Raw genomic sequence first — 14,469 nt, 5'->3', positions numbered from 1 at the left:
GGCAGAAATTTCTACCCGTTTTTTGTTCTATAATAATTTGATTTTATCGTCTAAAATATCAATAATCTTATCTTTATAAAGTCCTCCGATTGCCTTTTTAAAGTTTTTCTTACTCATCTGAAGCTCATCTTTGATCTCTTCAGGAGAAGACTTGTCAGAGACATACAGAAGTCCGTAATTTTCTTCCAGCTTGCTCAGAATTTTCTGTTTGAACTCGTCGATATTTTCAAAACCTTCCGGCTGTAAAGAAACATCTATTTTCCCGTCTTCACGTATTGTTTTGATATATCCTTTTTCTTCTGACAGCGGATACAGCTTTTTAAAAACATCTGAAGCGTAGATCAAAGCGATGTATTTCTTATTGATGATCACATTCCAGCCCAGTTCACTTTCGTTCATCATGATCAGATCTACCTTATCTCCTTTTTTAAACGGAAGTTCATCGTACTGAGGGTTTCTTTTGAATTTTGTAGTTCCGGTAATCAACTCCATATCTTCATCTACATAGATATATACCAGATATCTTTTCCCTTCTACGATTTTTGTTTTCTGCTGCTTGTAAGGGATAAATAAGTCTTTAATGATTCCCCAGTCCATAAAAGCTCCGCTTGGAAGACTTTGTACACAGCTCATTACCGCAAATTCTCCCACTTCTGCCAATGGAATTTCAGTAGTTGCCTTTAATTTATCGTCATCCTGGTACACAAATACTTCAACTTCCTCACCTGTTTCTTTTTCATCCTGAATGAAAATTTTAGGAAGAAAAGCTTTCTCACCGGATTCGTCTACGAGGATCCATCCTGAATTAATTTTTTCTGAAATTGTTAAAGTTTGAGTTTTTCCGAGTTGCATTGATGATAAAATTAGCTGACAAAGTTACGGAAATTTGAAGATGCGAACCTAGTCAATACGATTATAATTCTTGAAAGCCTCATTTTCATCTTTCATAAAGACCATAAAAACGCTTACATTTGAACAAAAATAATCATGAAAAAATATGGTATTCTGTTTCTGTTTTTTTCAATGTCTTTTTCAAAAGCCCAGCTTTTAGAGAAAACCGCATTGAATATTTCATACCGTTACACAGGAAGAAATGTCCTGCAGGCAGGGTTAGAATACAGATTTGGAGAAAGCCGTTACAAATCAATAGTAGTTGGTCCTTCTCTTCTCTATACCCGTATTAACCAGACAGATAAATTCATTCCGGAAGCTAATATTAATTTTATCGATAACGGAATGCTTTTTGGGATATCAGGAAATCAGTATTCATTGGAGCCAACAATAGGCATCTCATTATTTAATGCAATATTTCTCAATACCGGATATGCTTTTCCTATTCATAAAGAAAAATATTTTAAAGGAGTAACTTTCGGAATACAGCTCAATATTGCACCTAAATATTCTAAGTTTTATGATAAAATGAAAATAATGTAAAACTGTTATTATTTTTAATTATTAATTTGAAATTTAAAATTTATACAAAAAAAGGAGAAACCGAATTGATTTCTCCTTTTTATATTTAAATGATTAAATCTTTTAATCAATTATTACATATGGATTGGTCTTTTTGCCGTAGCATCCAATGCAGCTTCTTTAATAGCTTCTGCATAGGTTGGGTGAGCGTGAGAACTTCTTGCGATGTCTTCAGCACTTGCACGGAACTCCATTGCAATTACTCCCTCAGCAATAAGGTCAGCTGCTCTTGCTCCTACAATGTGCATTCCTAAAACCTCATCAGTTTTTTCGTCTGCAATAATCTTAACAAGACCATCTACATCACCACTTGCACGGCTTCTACCTAAAGCCCTCATCGGGAAAGATCCTACTTTGTAAGCTACACCTTCTTCTTTTAGCTGCTCTTCTGTTTTACCAACTCCAGCAACTTCTGGCCATGTATAAACAACACCAGGGATCAGGTTATAGTTGATGTGAGGTTTTTGTCCTGCCAATGTTTCAGCAACAAAAACGCCTTCTTCTTCAGCTTTGTGAGCAAGCATAGCCCCTTTGATAACGTCACCGATTGCATAGATATTGGCAACGTTAGTCTGTAAGTGATCATTTACTTTTACTCTTCCTCTTTCGTCAAGCTCTACACCTGCTTTTTCAAGTCCAAGACCGTCTGTGTAAGGTTTTCTACCCACAGAAACCAAACAGTAATCTCCTTCTACAACTACCTCTTCTCCTTTTTTATCTTTAGCTGTAATTTTTACAGTATCGCCGTTTCTTTCCACCGCAGAAACCGCAGTAGAAAGCATAAACTTCATTCCTTGCTTTTTAAGAACTTTAGTCAATTCTTTGCTTAAAGCTCCATCCATTCCAGGGATGATTTTATCCATAAATTCAACAACCGTTACCTGTGCTCCTAATCTCAGGTATACTGAACCTAGTTCAAGACCGATAACTCCACCACCGATTACTACTAAATGCTTAGGAATTTCTTTAAGGTTTAAAGCTTCCGTAGAAGTAATCACTCTTTCTTTGTCTAAAGTAATGAAAGGCAATGTAGACGGTTTAGAACCTGTTGCAATGATGGTATATTTTGACTCGATTGTTTCAGAAGAACCATCGTTTTTAGTTACTTTAATCTGAGTAGCAGATTCGAAGCTTCCTACTCCTTCAAAAACAGTAATCTGATTTTTGTTCATCAGATAGCTGATTCCGTCTGTATTTTGCTTAATCACTTCGTTTTTACGTTCGATCATTCTGGCGATATCCGCTTGCGGCTCATTGATGATGATTCCGTGGCCTGCAAAATTATGTTTTGCATTTTCGAAATGCTCAGAGCTGTCAAGAAGCGCTTTTGACGGAATACATCCAACGTTAAGACAAGTTCCGCCTAAAGTTGAATATTTTTCAATAATTGCTGTTTTGAAACCTAATTGTGCTGCACGGATCGCTGCAACATAACCACCGGGACCGGAACCTATTACGGTAACATCGAATTGACTCATGTTATTGTATGAATTTGTTTATTATTATCTATCTTAATTCTCACAAATTTACATATAAATTACCAAGCACCAAAGTGAGTTTTATCAATTTTAAAAATGATAATTATATGCTTTAGTTTTATGAAAAGTATTATTTTATGAACTTTATATTTTCCTCACTTCCCTCCTTCAGATAAATTGCGGTAAAGACAAGTGGCTGTTCAGCTGACGCATTATCAAAATGAAGAATTTTCACATTCTTAGGCTCATAAAAAGCATCTCCTTTGTGAAGTACTACTTTCTCCTGTCCCTCTATCTGAAAAACAGCTTCACCGGAACTGATTATCCCTAAAACGGGACACGGGTGCAGATGTTCGGGAGCTCCCTGCCCTGCAGCCATTGTGATTTCCTGAATCTCCGTAGATTTTACTTTCTGATCAATAACAGTTTTTAACAGCTCTTTTCTGGAGATTGCCTTCTGCTGAGCTATCATTGCAACAGAGTTAAGCATTACAGCAGCAATTATAAATGGCTTCATGGATTTGATATTTAATGTTAAAAAATCAGCATAGAAGATTACACATTCAACATTCCTTGCCCAATAGTTCCTGTACTTTCAAAAAATGAACCTCCGTAAACATACCATTCAAGGCTTTCCAGATACTCCACAGCATTTTCCGGGGTGATGTGAGGTCGGTCTTTTTTCGAAACAATTCCTTTGTACCATCTTCCTGATCTGGAAAAGCTTTCGTTCTCTATAAAGTAATGAACCCATATTCTCTGGCACAGCTTGCACTGCTGAATCGTTACTTCTCCATATCTTCCGTTAGTATGATCTATACCTAATTCCGAACTTCTGAATTCTGTATAATTGAAATCAGGTTTTTCACAGGCACATCCTATTTTCGGGATTTTATTCATTACGATTTATTTTAGCCCCAAATTTAAAGAAATAAAACACCATAAGTCAAATATACTACAGCAGCTACTTCATTAAGTCCAGTAACACCTTTTCATATTTGTCCAATATAATATTCTTAGAAAACCTTGATTTAATTGAGTTTTTAATAGCTTCCCGATTATAATTGCTCTGAAGAATCCTCACGATCTCCTGGGCAAATCGGTCATGATTTTCAATATCTGCAATTTCTCCGTTTATATTATGCTGAATAATCTCGTTAATTCCTCCGGGACAATTATTGGCAAGAGAATACGTTCCGCACGCACCTGCCTCCAGAAGAACGTTGGGAAAACCTTCATATCTTGAAGACAGAACAAATAAATCAGCAAATTTTAAATACTGGTATGGGTTATCCTGTCTGCCATGGAAGATCACTTTTTTCAGTCCCAAAAGTTCTTTTGTCTGAAGCAGAAGGTCCTTATCTTTTCCATCTCCTAAAATATGAAGCATAATATTTTCATTTTTAAGCCTTGAAAAAACCTTAAGAAGATTATCAAATCCTTTTCTGGAAGACAGATTACCGATGGCAACTACATTCTTATAATTATATTTGAAACAATCAGGTTTTGAAGACAAAGCCATTTTCTCTTCAATGAAATCAAAGTCTACAGGATTGTTAATTTTGACGATTTTTTTCTTTTTAATATTAAAATTGTCAACAAGATCTTTGAGCATATCATCACTCTGGGCAATGATTTTCTGATAATTATTGTAAAAATTGTAGAAAAATTTAATTTCTTTACGGGTTACATGCTGGGTCACAACATTGGTTTCCCTGGCAATGAATTTTGTTCTCGGAAATAGTTTGATAAACAGAGACAGGTAGGCATTTACCTCTCCAAAACCCGAGAAAACAATATCCGGTTTTCTTCTGTAGATCTCTCCTAAAATAGGTCTTAACGAATGTCTTATTCTTTCGGTATTGATATCAATAATTTCGACATCTTTTTTCAGAAAATTCAAATATCCGCCCTGTTTACGTAACAGCAAAATCTTAGGTTCAAACCGATCTCTGGAAAGATGGTTTGCTATAGTGGTAACAATCCTCTCTGCGCCCCCGGTTTCTAAGTCCGGCAGAATAAATATGACAGATATTTTTTTCATCTTATCAAAGTTACTAAAAAGTTTAGTTATCTTTCAAATATTGGAAGGATGAAGATGACTGTTTAGGGTGGTTATTAACAGAAATTAACTAAGCTTTTAAAAAGAAATGAAGGCTTGCGTTTATTAGAATTAAAAGTTTAAACGAACTTACAATAAAATAAGCTCTTCAGATGAAGAGCTTATTTTATATTTTAATTATATGATTTTTTAATTCGCCACGTCACTAATGAACTTAATTCTCAACATCCTCACTTCTTCATCAGACAGTTCATCCCCGAATTCATCCAGCAATACTTTCATGCTGTCACTTTCAGATTCATTCATGAATTCCATGAAACCGTCTACAATGTCTTCATCAAAATTGTCTTCAATATAATAATCGATATTCAGCTTGGTTCCCTGATACACGATCCTTTCCATTTCTTTCAGGAGTTCATCCATAGAAAGATTTTTGGCTCTTGCAATATCCTCAAGATCAATTTTTTTATCGGTGCTCTGGATGATGAATACTTTGTGGCTTGATTTATTGGCCACCTGCTTCAACACCATATCCTGAGTACGTTCGATGTTGTTATCTTCTACGTAGGTTCTGATATAATCTGCGAATTCCTTACCATATTTTTTGGCCTTTCCTTCTCCTACTCCATAGATTTTGGTAATTTCATCTACCGTGATCGGGTACTGAACCGTCATATCCTCCAAACTTGGATCCATGAACACTGTATAAGGCGGGATTCCGTGCTTTTTGGCTACTTTCTTCCTAAGTTCTTTCAACAGGTTGAAAAGGTTCTGATCCAGACCTCCTCCGGCCTGCTGCTGTACCTGGTCGCTCTCTGCCTTTGCCTGGGTAAGATCAAATTCCCTGTCTTCTGCAATTAAAAAGACATCTTTAGATTTACCATTCAGAACATTTCTTCCTTTGTCGGTAATCTTTAAAACACCATATGTCTCAATATCCTTCTGTAAAAAATTCTGAACAGTGGCCTGTCTCAAAATCGTTTTCCAGTAATTGTCTTTTTCTTCTTTTCCGAAGCCAAAATAAGAACTTTGCTCAAGCTTGTAAGATTTTGTTACCGCTGTTTCTTTCCCTGCGATAACAGAAATAAGGTCTTTAGCCTTGAATTTTTCTCCTGTATCATTAATCAGCTCCAGCGCTTTTTTCAAATCGGCAGTTGCATCTTTTAATTTTGGCGGGTTGGATGAGTTGTCACACATCCTGGCACCTTCACCCTTTACCGGGTCAAAACTTTCTCCGAAATAATACAGGATATACTGTCTTCTGCTCATTGAAGTTTCAGCATAGCCTACTACCTCATTCAAAAGCTGTAATCCGATTTCTCTTTCAGACACGGGTTTCTGAGCCAGGAATTTTTCCAGTTTTTCGATATCCTTAGGATCATAGAATGCCAGACAGTGGCCTTCGCCCCCGTCTCTTCCGGCCCTTCCTGTTTCCTGGTAATAACTCTCCAGTGATTTTGGAAAATCGTAATGGATCACAAAACGAACATCCGGTTTATCAATTCCCATCCCGAAAGCAATGGTTGCCACAATTACATCTACTTCTTCCATCAGGAATTTATCCTGATTCGCCACCCTTACTTTCTGGTCAAGACCAGCGTGGTAAGGAAGCGCATTAATTCCGTTTACCTGCAGAAGCTGGGCAAATTCTTCAACTTTTCTTCGGCTCAGGCAGTATACAATTCCTGATTTCCCTTTATGCTGACTGATAAATTTAACGATTTCCTTGTCTACATTAACTTTCGGACGTACTTCGTAGTAAAGATTAGGTCTGTTGAAGCTTTCTTTAAATACCAATGCATTGGTCATTCCCAAAGTTTTCTGGATATCATCCTGAACCTTAGGAGTGGCAGTAGCCGTCAAAGCAATCACCGGTACATTGGCAATTTTATCTATAATCTGTTTCAGATTCCTGTATTCCGGTCTGAAATCATGCCCCCATTCTGAAATACAGTGGGCTTCATCGATAGCAAAGAAAGAAATTTTCACCTCTTTCAAAAAATCCAGGTAATCATCTTTAATTAATGATTCAGGAGCTACATACAGAAGTTTGGTCTTGCCGCTTTTTATATCGTCAAAAACCTGTTTGGTCTGTGTTTTGTTTAATGATGAATTCAGTACATGTGCTACCCCATCATCAGATGAAAGGCCGTTTACTGCATCTACCTGATTTTTCATCAATGCTATTAAGGGCGAAACAACTATTGCTGTACCTTCCGAAATAAGTGCCGGAAGCTGGTAACACAATGATTTTCCGCCACCTGTAGGCATTAAAACAAATATATCCTTCCCTCCTAATAGGTTGTCTATAATCTGTTCCTGCTGGCCCTTAAATGTAGAAAACCCAAAATACTTTTTCAATTCGCCTGATAAATTGGCTTTTTTTGCGCTCATCTAATTTTCTATTGCTAAATTTGCATCTCACCCAAAGTTATAAAAATTCTGCTTAAAATAAAAGCGAACGAATTTATAAAAATAAAATTTATATTAAATATTCTTTTTAAAATATAACGTTTTTTAAGAACTTTTTTGTATACCTTATCATCGTAAAATGGATAGAACCAACATTATATCAATTGCAAAAAGCACTTTAGAAATAGAAATTTCTGAACTGGAAAAATTAAAAAACAGAATTGACGACCAATTTGCCCGTGCAGTAGAGATTATTCACTCCGCAAAAGGGAAACTTATTGTAGTAGGAATAGGGAAATCTGCCCATGTAGGGAATAAAATTGTAGCTACTTTAAATTCTACAGGAACTCCTTCTCAGTTTTTGCATGCTTCCGAAGCCATTCATGGAGATCTGGGAGTAATTCAGAAGCAGGATGTGGTTTTATGCATCTCCAATTCCGGAAACTCGCCTGAAATTGCCAACCTTGTCCCTTATTTAAAAGATTATTCTTCTGCTTTGATCGGAATGACCGGAAATAAGACCAGTAAGCTGGCTGAATTTTCAGAGGTTGTTCTGGATACTCATGTTGATGTAGAAGCATGCCCAAATAAGCTTGCACCTACCAGCTCGACCACTATACAAATGGCGTTAGGAGACGCCTTGGCTGTTGCTTTAATGGAACTGAACGATTTCAGAGCCAATGATTTTGCCAAATTCCACCCGGGAGGAAGTTTAGGAAAAAACCTGACTTCTAAAGTTGAACAGTTTCTGTCTTCACAAAAACCTCAGGTTACTGAAGAGTCTCCAATAAGAGACGTTATTATTTCCATCAGTGCATCCAGCCATGGAATTACGGTGGTCACCAACGAAGATCAGATTATTGGTGTGATCACAGACGGAGATCTGAGAAGAATGCTGATGAAAGGCGAAGATATCAGCAAGGTACTGGCTAAAGACATCATGTCTGCCCGCCCGAGAACCATTGAAAAAGATGCTCTTGCCAAAGAAGCGATGAAAATCCTGAAAGAAAATAATATCGGCCAGCTGGTCGTTACAGAAAACGGAAAATATTTCGGGATCATAGATCTGCATAAACTGCTGGACGAAGGAATCAATTAGAACTGAGAAATCAGACTCACTTCTGTCATTTTTTTTATAAATTTGCCCTTTAAAAATTTTATTCTGTGAGCGAAGGTAAAGACATGTCCTTTCTTGGACATATAGGAGAATTAAGAGGACACCTGATCCGTTCGATTATTGCTATCATAGTTGCTGCTTTTGTAGTGGGCTTTAACATCAACTGGATTATGGACCATATCTTTTTCGGGCCTACCAGAAATGATTTCCCTACCTTCAGGCTTGTTAATCATTTTTCAAGAATGATCTTAGGGGAAGACAGCATTCATCTTCCAAAAGATTTTCCTGTCCGCGTACAGAGGCTGTATCAGCAGTTCAATGTAATGATGGCTGTATCGGTTTTCGGCGGGATGGTGGCTGCGTTTCCTTATATTGTATGGGAGCTGTGGCGCTTTATCAGTCCGGCTTTACACCCGAGAGAAAAAAAGAATTCTATTTATATCATCAATGCAGTATGGATGCTTTTCATGACCGGAGTATTATGCGGTTATTTTTTAATCCTTCCGTTTGCTGTTAATTTCGGGGTTATTTTTAAAATTTCGGATATTATTGTTCCGCTTTATGACTTAAGTGATTATACCACTTTATTTTTACAGGTGGTTTTGGGTATGGGAGTGATATTCCTCTTCCCTATTCTGATCTATTTCCTTACCAGCATCGGAATCCTTACACCTGTGTTCATGAAAACCTATCGTCGTCATGCTATTGTTCTGATTATGGTAGTTGCTGCAATCATTACCCCTGCTGACGTTTTAAGTATGCTGATGGCCGCCTTCCCGCTGCTGATCTTGTATGAATTCAGCATTATGATGTGTACATTCACTTATAAAAAGGTTCAGAAAAGCAATGAAAACCTTCCTGCAGTACAAGAATAATTAATATTTTACTAAAAAATACAGGCGCTACTATTCAACGGAATGGTAGCGCTTATTTTTTATATAAAAATATTAACCTTAATTATATTTATTCTTAATTCAATTTAAAACAACTACAAAATTTAACTAATATTATCAAGTTAGGAACAATTAACACTGAATTATCAACAAAAATTTTAAAAAAATACACTATATTTAAAACTTTAATTACAATCAAAAATAATATGAAAAAGAAAATTATTCTCGTCTGTGCATTGGCTTTAAGCCTGAGTGGTTTACAGGCACAACGCTGGGAACCTGTCTCGGAAAAAGTGACACCGGTAAGGAAAGAAGTAAAGGTAGAATACGCCTATAAATTTGACCTTTCTGCATTGAGAGATCAGCTAAAAAATGCTCCTGAAGCAGGTACAGGAGGAAACCCTGTAATTGTTTCTATCCCTGCGGCCAACGGAAAAATTGAAAGGTTTTCAGTGTACAGCTCTCCTGTAGTGGAAAAGTCGATGGCGGAACGGTATGAATTGGGAGCCTATTCAGGTATCGGGGTGGACAGCCCACATAAGCGAATCCGGTTCAGTACTGCTCCTAATGACTTCCAGTCTATGGTATTTGACGCCGATACAGGAAAATATGAATTCATAGAACCCATCAACAAAGAAAAGGATGTATACGGAGTCTTTTTCAAATCCAATAAATCTCATGAAGATCCTTTCGAATGCAGAACTTCTGAGCCTGAGAAAGCAAAAAAAGAGATGAATAAACTGCTTAAGACAAAAAGTGTTTTGAATAGCGGGGGTTTTAATAAAAGCAGTGAACAAAAGTACAGAACCTATAGAATTGCTATTTCCGTAAACGGTGAATATACACAGCTTGCCGGAAGCGTTCCTTTGGCAGCGGCACGTATTAATGCGACAATGAACCGTGTAAATGGTGTTTTCGAAAAAGATTTCGGAATTCATATGATTGTGCAGGATCTTCCTCAGCTCATATTTCCCAATCCCGCTACGGATCCTTATTCGGATGTAATAACCAATTCAAATGGTACATACAGTGCTCCCGCAGCATGGAACCTTCAGCTTCAGCAAACTCTTACCAATACAGCAGGTGTGGGTAACAATGCTTATGATATAGGACATTTCTTTGGCCACAGAGGTGGCGGCGGAAGTGCTGGAGATGTAGGAAATGTCTGCAGAAATCCCGCAAGCAATAACGATGCAACTTCAAAAGGTGCGGGAATCACGTCACCTTCTACTCCGGATCAGCCTTTCGGAGATAATTATGATATAGACTTCGTAGCTCATGAAATCGGCCATCAGTTCGGTGCTGCACATACAATGTCTATTGCTTTGCACGGTGCCCATATGGAGCCGGGATCCGGATCTACTATTATGGGATACGCCGGTATTACCAACTATAATGTTCAGATGCATTCTGATGCTTATTTCCATACTAAAAATATTGAGGAGGTAGGAGCATATGTGAATTCTCAGGATTGCGGTATTATTACTCCGGTAGCCAATACACCTCCTTCTATTCAGCCAATGGCCAGTAAAATGATCCCTAAAGGAACAGCTTTTGTGTTAACCGCTTCTGCAGCAGACGCTCAAAATGATCCTATGACCTATACCTGGGAGCAATATGATCTGGCTACTTCTGCTTTCGGACCGGTAAGTGCCACCAGAAATAATGGGGCCAACTTCAGATCTCTGATCCCTACAACTTCTCCTACCCGTTATTTCCCTAAATTCTCAAATGTTCTTAATGGCACTCTTACCAGTGCTGCAGATTGGGAAACAGTATCCAACATCCCAAGAACGATGAATTTCAAGGTAATGGTAAGAGACAATAATCCTGATGCTGCACAACAGCAGACACAGAGCAGCCTGATGAAAGTGGATATAGGAAACGAAGGTCCGTTTAAAGTAACTTCAGCTACTGTTTACAATAATACACCGGGAGCGGTTACATGGGATGTGGTAAACACCAATAATGCTCCGTATAATGTACAGAATGTTAAAATAGACTATACTACAGACAATGGCAGCACATGGACAGTAATTACCCCATCTACTCCTAACGATGGCGCTGAACCGTTTTCATTCTCTTCTCTGGCAACAGGTGCCAGTGTAAAAATAAGGATAAGTGCTGTTGATAATGTATTCTATGCGATTGGAAATGCTACCGTTTCCGCATCTGCAAGTGCCTGTACAACATCTGCCCCTACCGGAATTACTGTAACAGGAATTACTAGAACTTCGGCATCTGTAAACTGGGCTGCTCTGGTAGGTGCATCCTATTCTGTACAGTACAGAAAAGTAGGAACTGCCACATGGACCACTGTTCCTGTTTCAACGAACTCATATACCATTTCAGGGCTTACCGAATCAACTCAATATGAAGTACAGGTGGCTAATGTCTGCGGAGGTACGCTGGGTTCTTATTCAGCATCAACCAATTTTACAACGTCTTCATTTGCTAAATGTTCAATAACGGGAACAAACGCAGCTGACGAATATATTTCCAATGTGACGGTAACACCTTCGGGAATGAATCCTGTTTCAAACAGCAGCAGCAATACTCCTTATACGGATTACACTGCCGATCCTTCGAAGCTGATTACCCTTATGTCCGGATCTTCAGGGAACAATATAAGCATTACCAAAGCATGGACAGGCGCACAATATAATGACGGAGTAACAGCGTGGATAGACTTCAACAGAGACGGAGTATTCTCTTCGTCTGAAGTAATCTACACCAGTGCACCTAACACAGCAACACCGGTTTCCGGAACATTCTCTGTACCTGCAGATGCTTATACCGGAGGAAACGTTATTATGAGAGTGGTATTGGGATATGAAAGCCAGCCAAGCAGCGGATGCAGCAACCAGCAGTACGGTGAAGTTGAAGATTACCCGGTACTTATCCAGCAGCAGCTTTCCACAAGTGAGACAGTGAAAGACAAGAGTTCTATTCAGATCTATCCTAACCCGGTAAATGATGTATTAAATGTAACTCAGATTTCATCTAAAGCTCAGTTTATCATAACCAATATGGCAGGTCAGAAAGTAATGAACGGCCAGATTAATGATAATAAAATCCCTGTTTCAAAATTAAGTACAGGAGCTTATATCATTTCAATTGAAGATAAAGGTGCTACTACAAACCTGAAATTCATCAAAAAATAAAAACGAACTTGTTTTTACAGCCCGGCCATTAATGGCCGGGCTTTTTCATGTCTTCTTAAAATCTGTATTTAATTTGATTTTCTGCATAAGGCTATTAATTTAATTTTATACTTTTGAAAAGATTATAATAAAGTTTAAATGAAAAAATTGTCATACACCCTGTTATTTGCATCAGGATTGGTTTTCGGGCAGTTCTTTGAGAAAGGAAAGGTTTTTACCAAACAGGATACTTTAAAAGGTTCCAATACGGAATTCCGGAATTTTTGGGATGTCAAAAAATATGATCTTTCTGTAGAACCGGATTTTGAACAGAAAAGCATCAAAGGAAATAATACAATCAGCTTTGAGATTATTAAAGATGTTACCAATCCTGTTTTTCAGATTGACCTTCAGCAGCCAATGAAAGTTGATAAGGTAGATGCAAGTTTTCCTATTGCCAATTATAAACAGGATGGAGATTTTATTTTCATTACAACGAATAAAAAATTCAAAAAGGGTGAAAAATATACCATTAACGTGATCTATTCCGGAAAGCCAACCATTGCTAAAAATGCACCATGGGACGGTGGATGGGTATTCACTAAGGATGAAAAAGGAAACCCGTGGATGAGTGTTGCTGATGAGGGAATCGGGGCTTCTATCTGGCTTCCTACAAAAGATATATGGAGCGATGAGCCGGACAACGGTATTGTGATGAAGATCATTACTCCAAAGGATCTTGTAGGGGTTGGAAACGGAAGACTTACCAGCCAAAAGACAGAAGGTAATAAAACAACTTATACCTGGGAAGTGAAAAATCCTATCAATGCCTACTCTATCATTCCGAACATCGGAAAATATGTGAATTTTAAAGATACTTTTAACGGAGAAAAAGGAAAACTTGATCTGGACTACTGGGTTCTTGATTATAATCTGGATAAGGCAAAGAAACAGTTTGAACAGGTAAAACCAATGCTTTCAGCCTTTGAATACTGGTTTGGACCTTACCCGTTCTATGAAGATTCTTATAAGCTGGTTGACTCTCCGTACTTAGGTATGGAACATCAAAGTAATGTTGCCTACGGAAACGGCTATCAAAATGGCTACAGGGGAAAAGACCTTTCCGGAACAGGAATTGGCCTGAAATGGGATTATATTATCATTCATGAAAGCGGCCACGAGTGGTTTGCGAACAATATTACAGCAAAGGATCAGGCAGATATGTGGATTCATGAGAGTTTCACGATGTATTCTGAAGTTCTTTTCACCGAAAAATATCTGGATAAAAAATCAGCAGATACGTATTTGATCGGCCTCAGACATGTCATAGACAATGATGTTCCTATTATTGGCCAGTACGGAGTAAGAAATGAAGGCAGCGGAGATATGTATCCGAAAGGTGCCAACATGCTTCATACCATAAGACAGGTCATCAATAATGATGAAAAATTCAGGCAGATTTTAAGAGGTTTGAGTAAGGATTTTTATCATCAGACGGTTACCACCCAACAGATTGAAAATTATATTTCCTCAAAATCCGGAATCGATTTTTCTACTGTTTTTGACCAGTATCTGAGAACGGTAAAGATCCCAACCCTGGAGTATGCCCAAAATGGTGATACTTTAAAGTTTCGTTATACAGATGTGGTAAAAAATCTGAAATTACCCATTATCATTAATGGTGATCAGACTATAAATCCAACAGAAGAATGGCAGACCGTAAAGCTTAAAAAGAATAGCCCGGTGGAATTTAATCCCAACTATTATATCAATTATACTAACACTAAATAAAGAAAAAGGCAAATCCGCATACCAGCAGATTTGCCTTTTTCGTTTTTTCTTTAAAATTTTAAGAAAAGTTTAATACTTTTTCCGTAACAAATTGATAAAA

General features: G+C 37.7%; 11 protein-coding genes. 5 read left to right on the top strand and 6 right to left on the bottom strand.

Annotated features, from left to right (window positions below; genetic code table 11):
• Positions 1-27 precede the first annotated feature (27 nt).
• Positions 28-852: a S1 RNA-binding domain-containing protein gene (locus ACE3RB_RS10090; protein ID WP_374464107.1), complete on the bottom strand. Its 825-nt coding sequence runs from the start codon at positions 850-852 to the stop codon at positions 28-30.
• A gap of 135 nt (positions 853-987) precedes the next feature.
• Here ACE3RB_RS10090 and ACE3RB_RS10085 point away from each other — a divergent pair, with 135 nt between their 5' ends.
• Positions 988-1,434, top strand: a complete 447-nt coding sequence (locus tag ACE3RB_RS10085) for a hypothetical protein (protein WP_374464106.1) — start codon at positions 988-990, stop codon at positions 1,432-1,434.
• Between the two features lie 113 nt (positions 1,435-1,547).
• Here ACE3RB_RS10085 and lpdA read toward each other — a convergent pair whose 3' ends face one another.
• From lpdA to recQ, 5 genes are all read right to left on the bottom strand, one after another.
• Positions 1,548-2,951, bottom strand: a complete 1,404-nt coding sequence (gene lpdA / locus ACE3RB_RS10080; RefSeq protein WP_115961212.1) for a dihydrolipoyl dehydrogenase — start codon at positions 2,949-2,951, stop codon at positions 1,548-1,550.
• A gap of 130 nt (positions 2,952-3,081) precedes the next feature.
• Positions 3,082-3,468: a cupin domain-containing protein gene (locus ACE3RB_RS10075; protein WP_374464105.1), complete on the bottom strand. Its 387-nt coding sequence runs from the start codon at positions 3,466-3,468 to the stop codon at positions 3,082-3,084.
• Between the two features lie 38 nt (positions 3,469-3,506).
• On the bottom strand, positions 3,507-3,851 hold the full coding sequence (locus tag ACE3RB_RS10070; protein WP_374464104.1) for a hypothetical protein: 345 nt from the start codon (positions 3,849-3,851) through the stop codon (positions 3,507-3,509).
• Between the two features lie 64 nt (positions 3,852-3,915).
• Positions 3,916-4,995 carry a glycosyltransferase gene (locus ACE3RB_RS10065; RefSeq protein WP_374464103.1) on the bottom strand — a complete coding sequence of 360 codons (1,080 nt, stop codon included), beginning with the start codon at positions 4,993-4,995 and terminating at the stop codon, positions 3,916-3,918.
• Between the two features lie 207 nt (positions 4,996-5,202).
• Positions 5,203-7,407: a DNA helicase RecQ gene (recQ, locus tag ACE3RB_RS10060; RefSeq protein ID WP_374464102.1), complete on the bottom strand. Its 2,205-nt coding sequence runs from the start codon at positions 7,405-7,407 to the stop codon at positions 5,203-5,205.
• 157 nt (positions 7,408-7,564) lie between these two features.
• On the opposite strand from recQ, the gene ACE3RB_RS10055 reads away from it, so the two are divergent.
• From ACE3RB_RS10055 to ACE3RB_RS10040, 4 genes are all read left to right on the top strand, one after another.
• Complete coding sequence (locus ACE3RB_RS10055) at positions 7,565-8,524, top strand: SIS domain-containing protein (protein ID WP_374464101.1); 960 nt, start codon at positions 7,565-7,567, stop codon at positions 8,522-8,524.
• A 65-nt stretch (positions 8,525-8,589) separates the two neighbouring features.
• A complete protein-coding gene (gene tatC, locus ACE3RB_RS10050) occupies positions 8,590-9,417 on the top strand; it encodes a twin-arginine translocase subunit TatC (RefSeq protein WP_374464100.1) in 828 nt (275 codons plus the stop codon).
• A 224-nt stretch (positions 9,418-9,641) separates the two neighbouring features.
• On the top strand, positions 9,642-12,599 hold the full coding sequence (locus ACE3RB_RS10045) for a reprolysin-like metallopeptidase (RefSeq protein WP_374464099.1): 2,958 nt from the start codon (positions 9,642-9,644) through the stop codon (positions 12,597-12,599).
• 138 nt (positions 12,600-12,737) lie between these two features.
• Positions 12,738-14,369, top strand: coding sequence for a M1 family metallopeptidase (locus tag ACE3RB_RS10040; RefSeq protein WP_374464098.1), 1,632 nt, complete (start codon positions 12,738-12,740; stop codon positions 14,367-14,369).
• The last annotated feature ends 100 nt before the right edge of the window (positions 14,370-14,469 follow it).

Source organism: Chryseobacterium sp. (assembly GCF_041914225.1).
GTDB lineage: Bacteria > Bacteroidota > Bacteroidia > Flavobacteriales > Weeksellaceae > Chryseobacterium.
The sequence above is the reverse complement of the archived record's forward strand: the minus strand, read 5'-3'. Positions and strand labels throughout refer to the sequence as shown.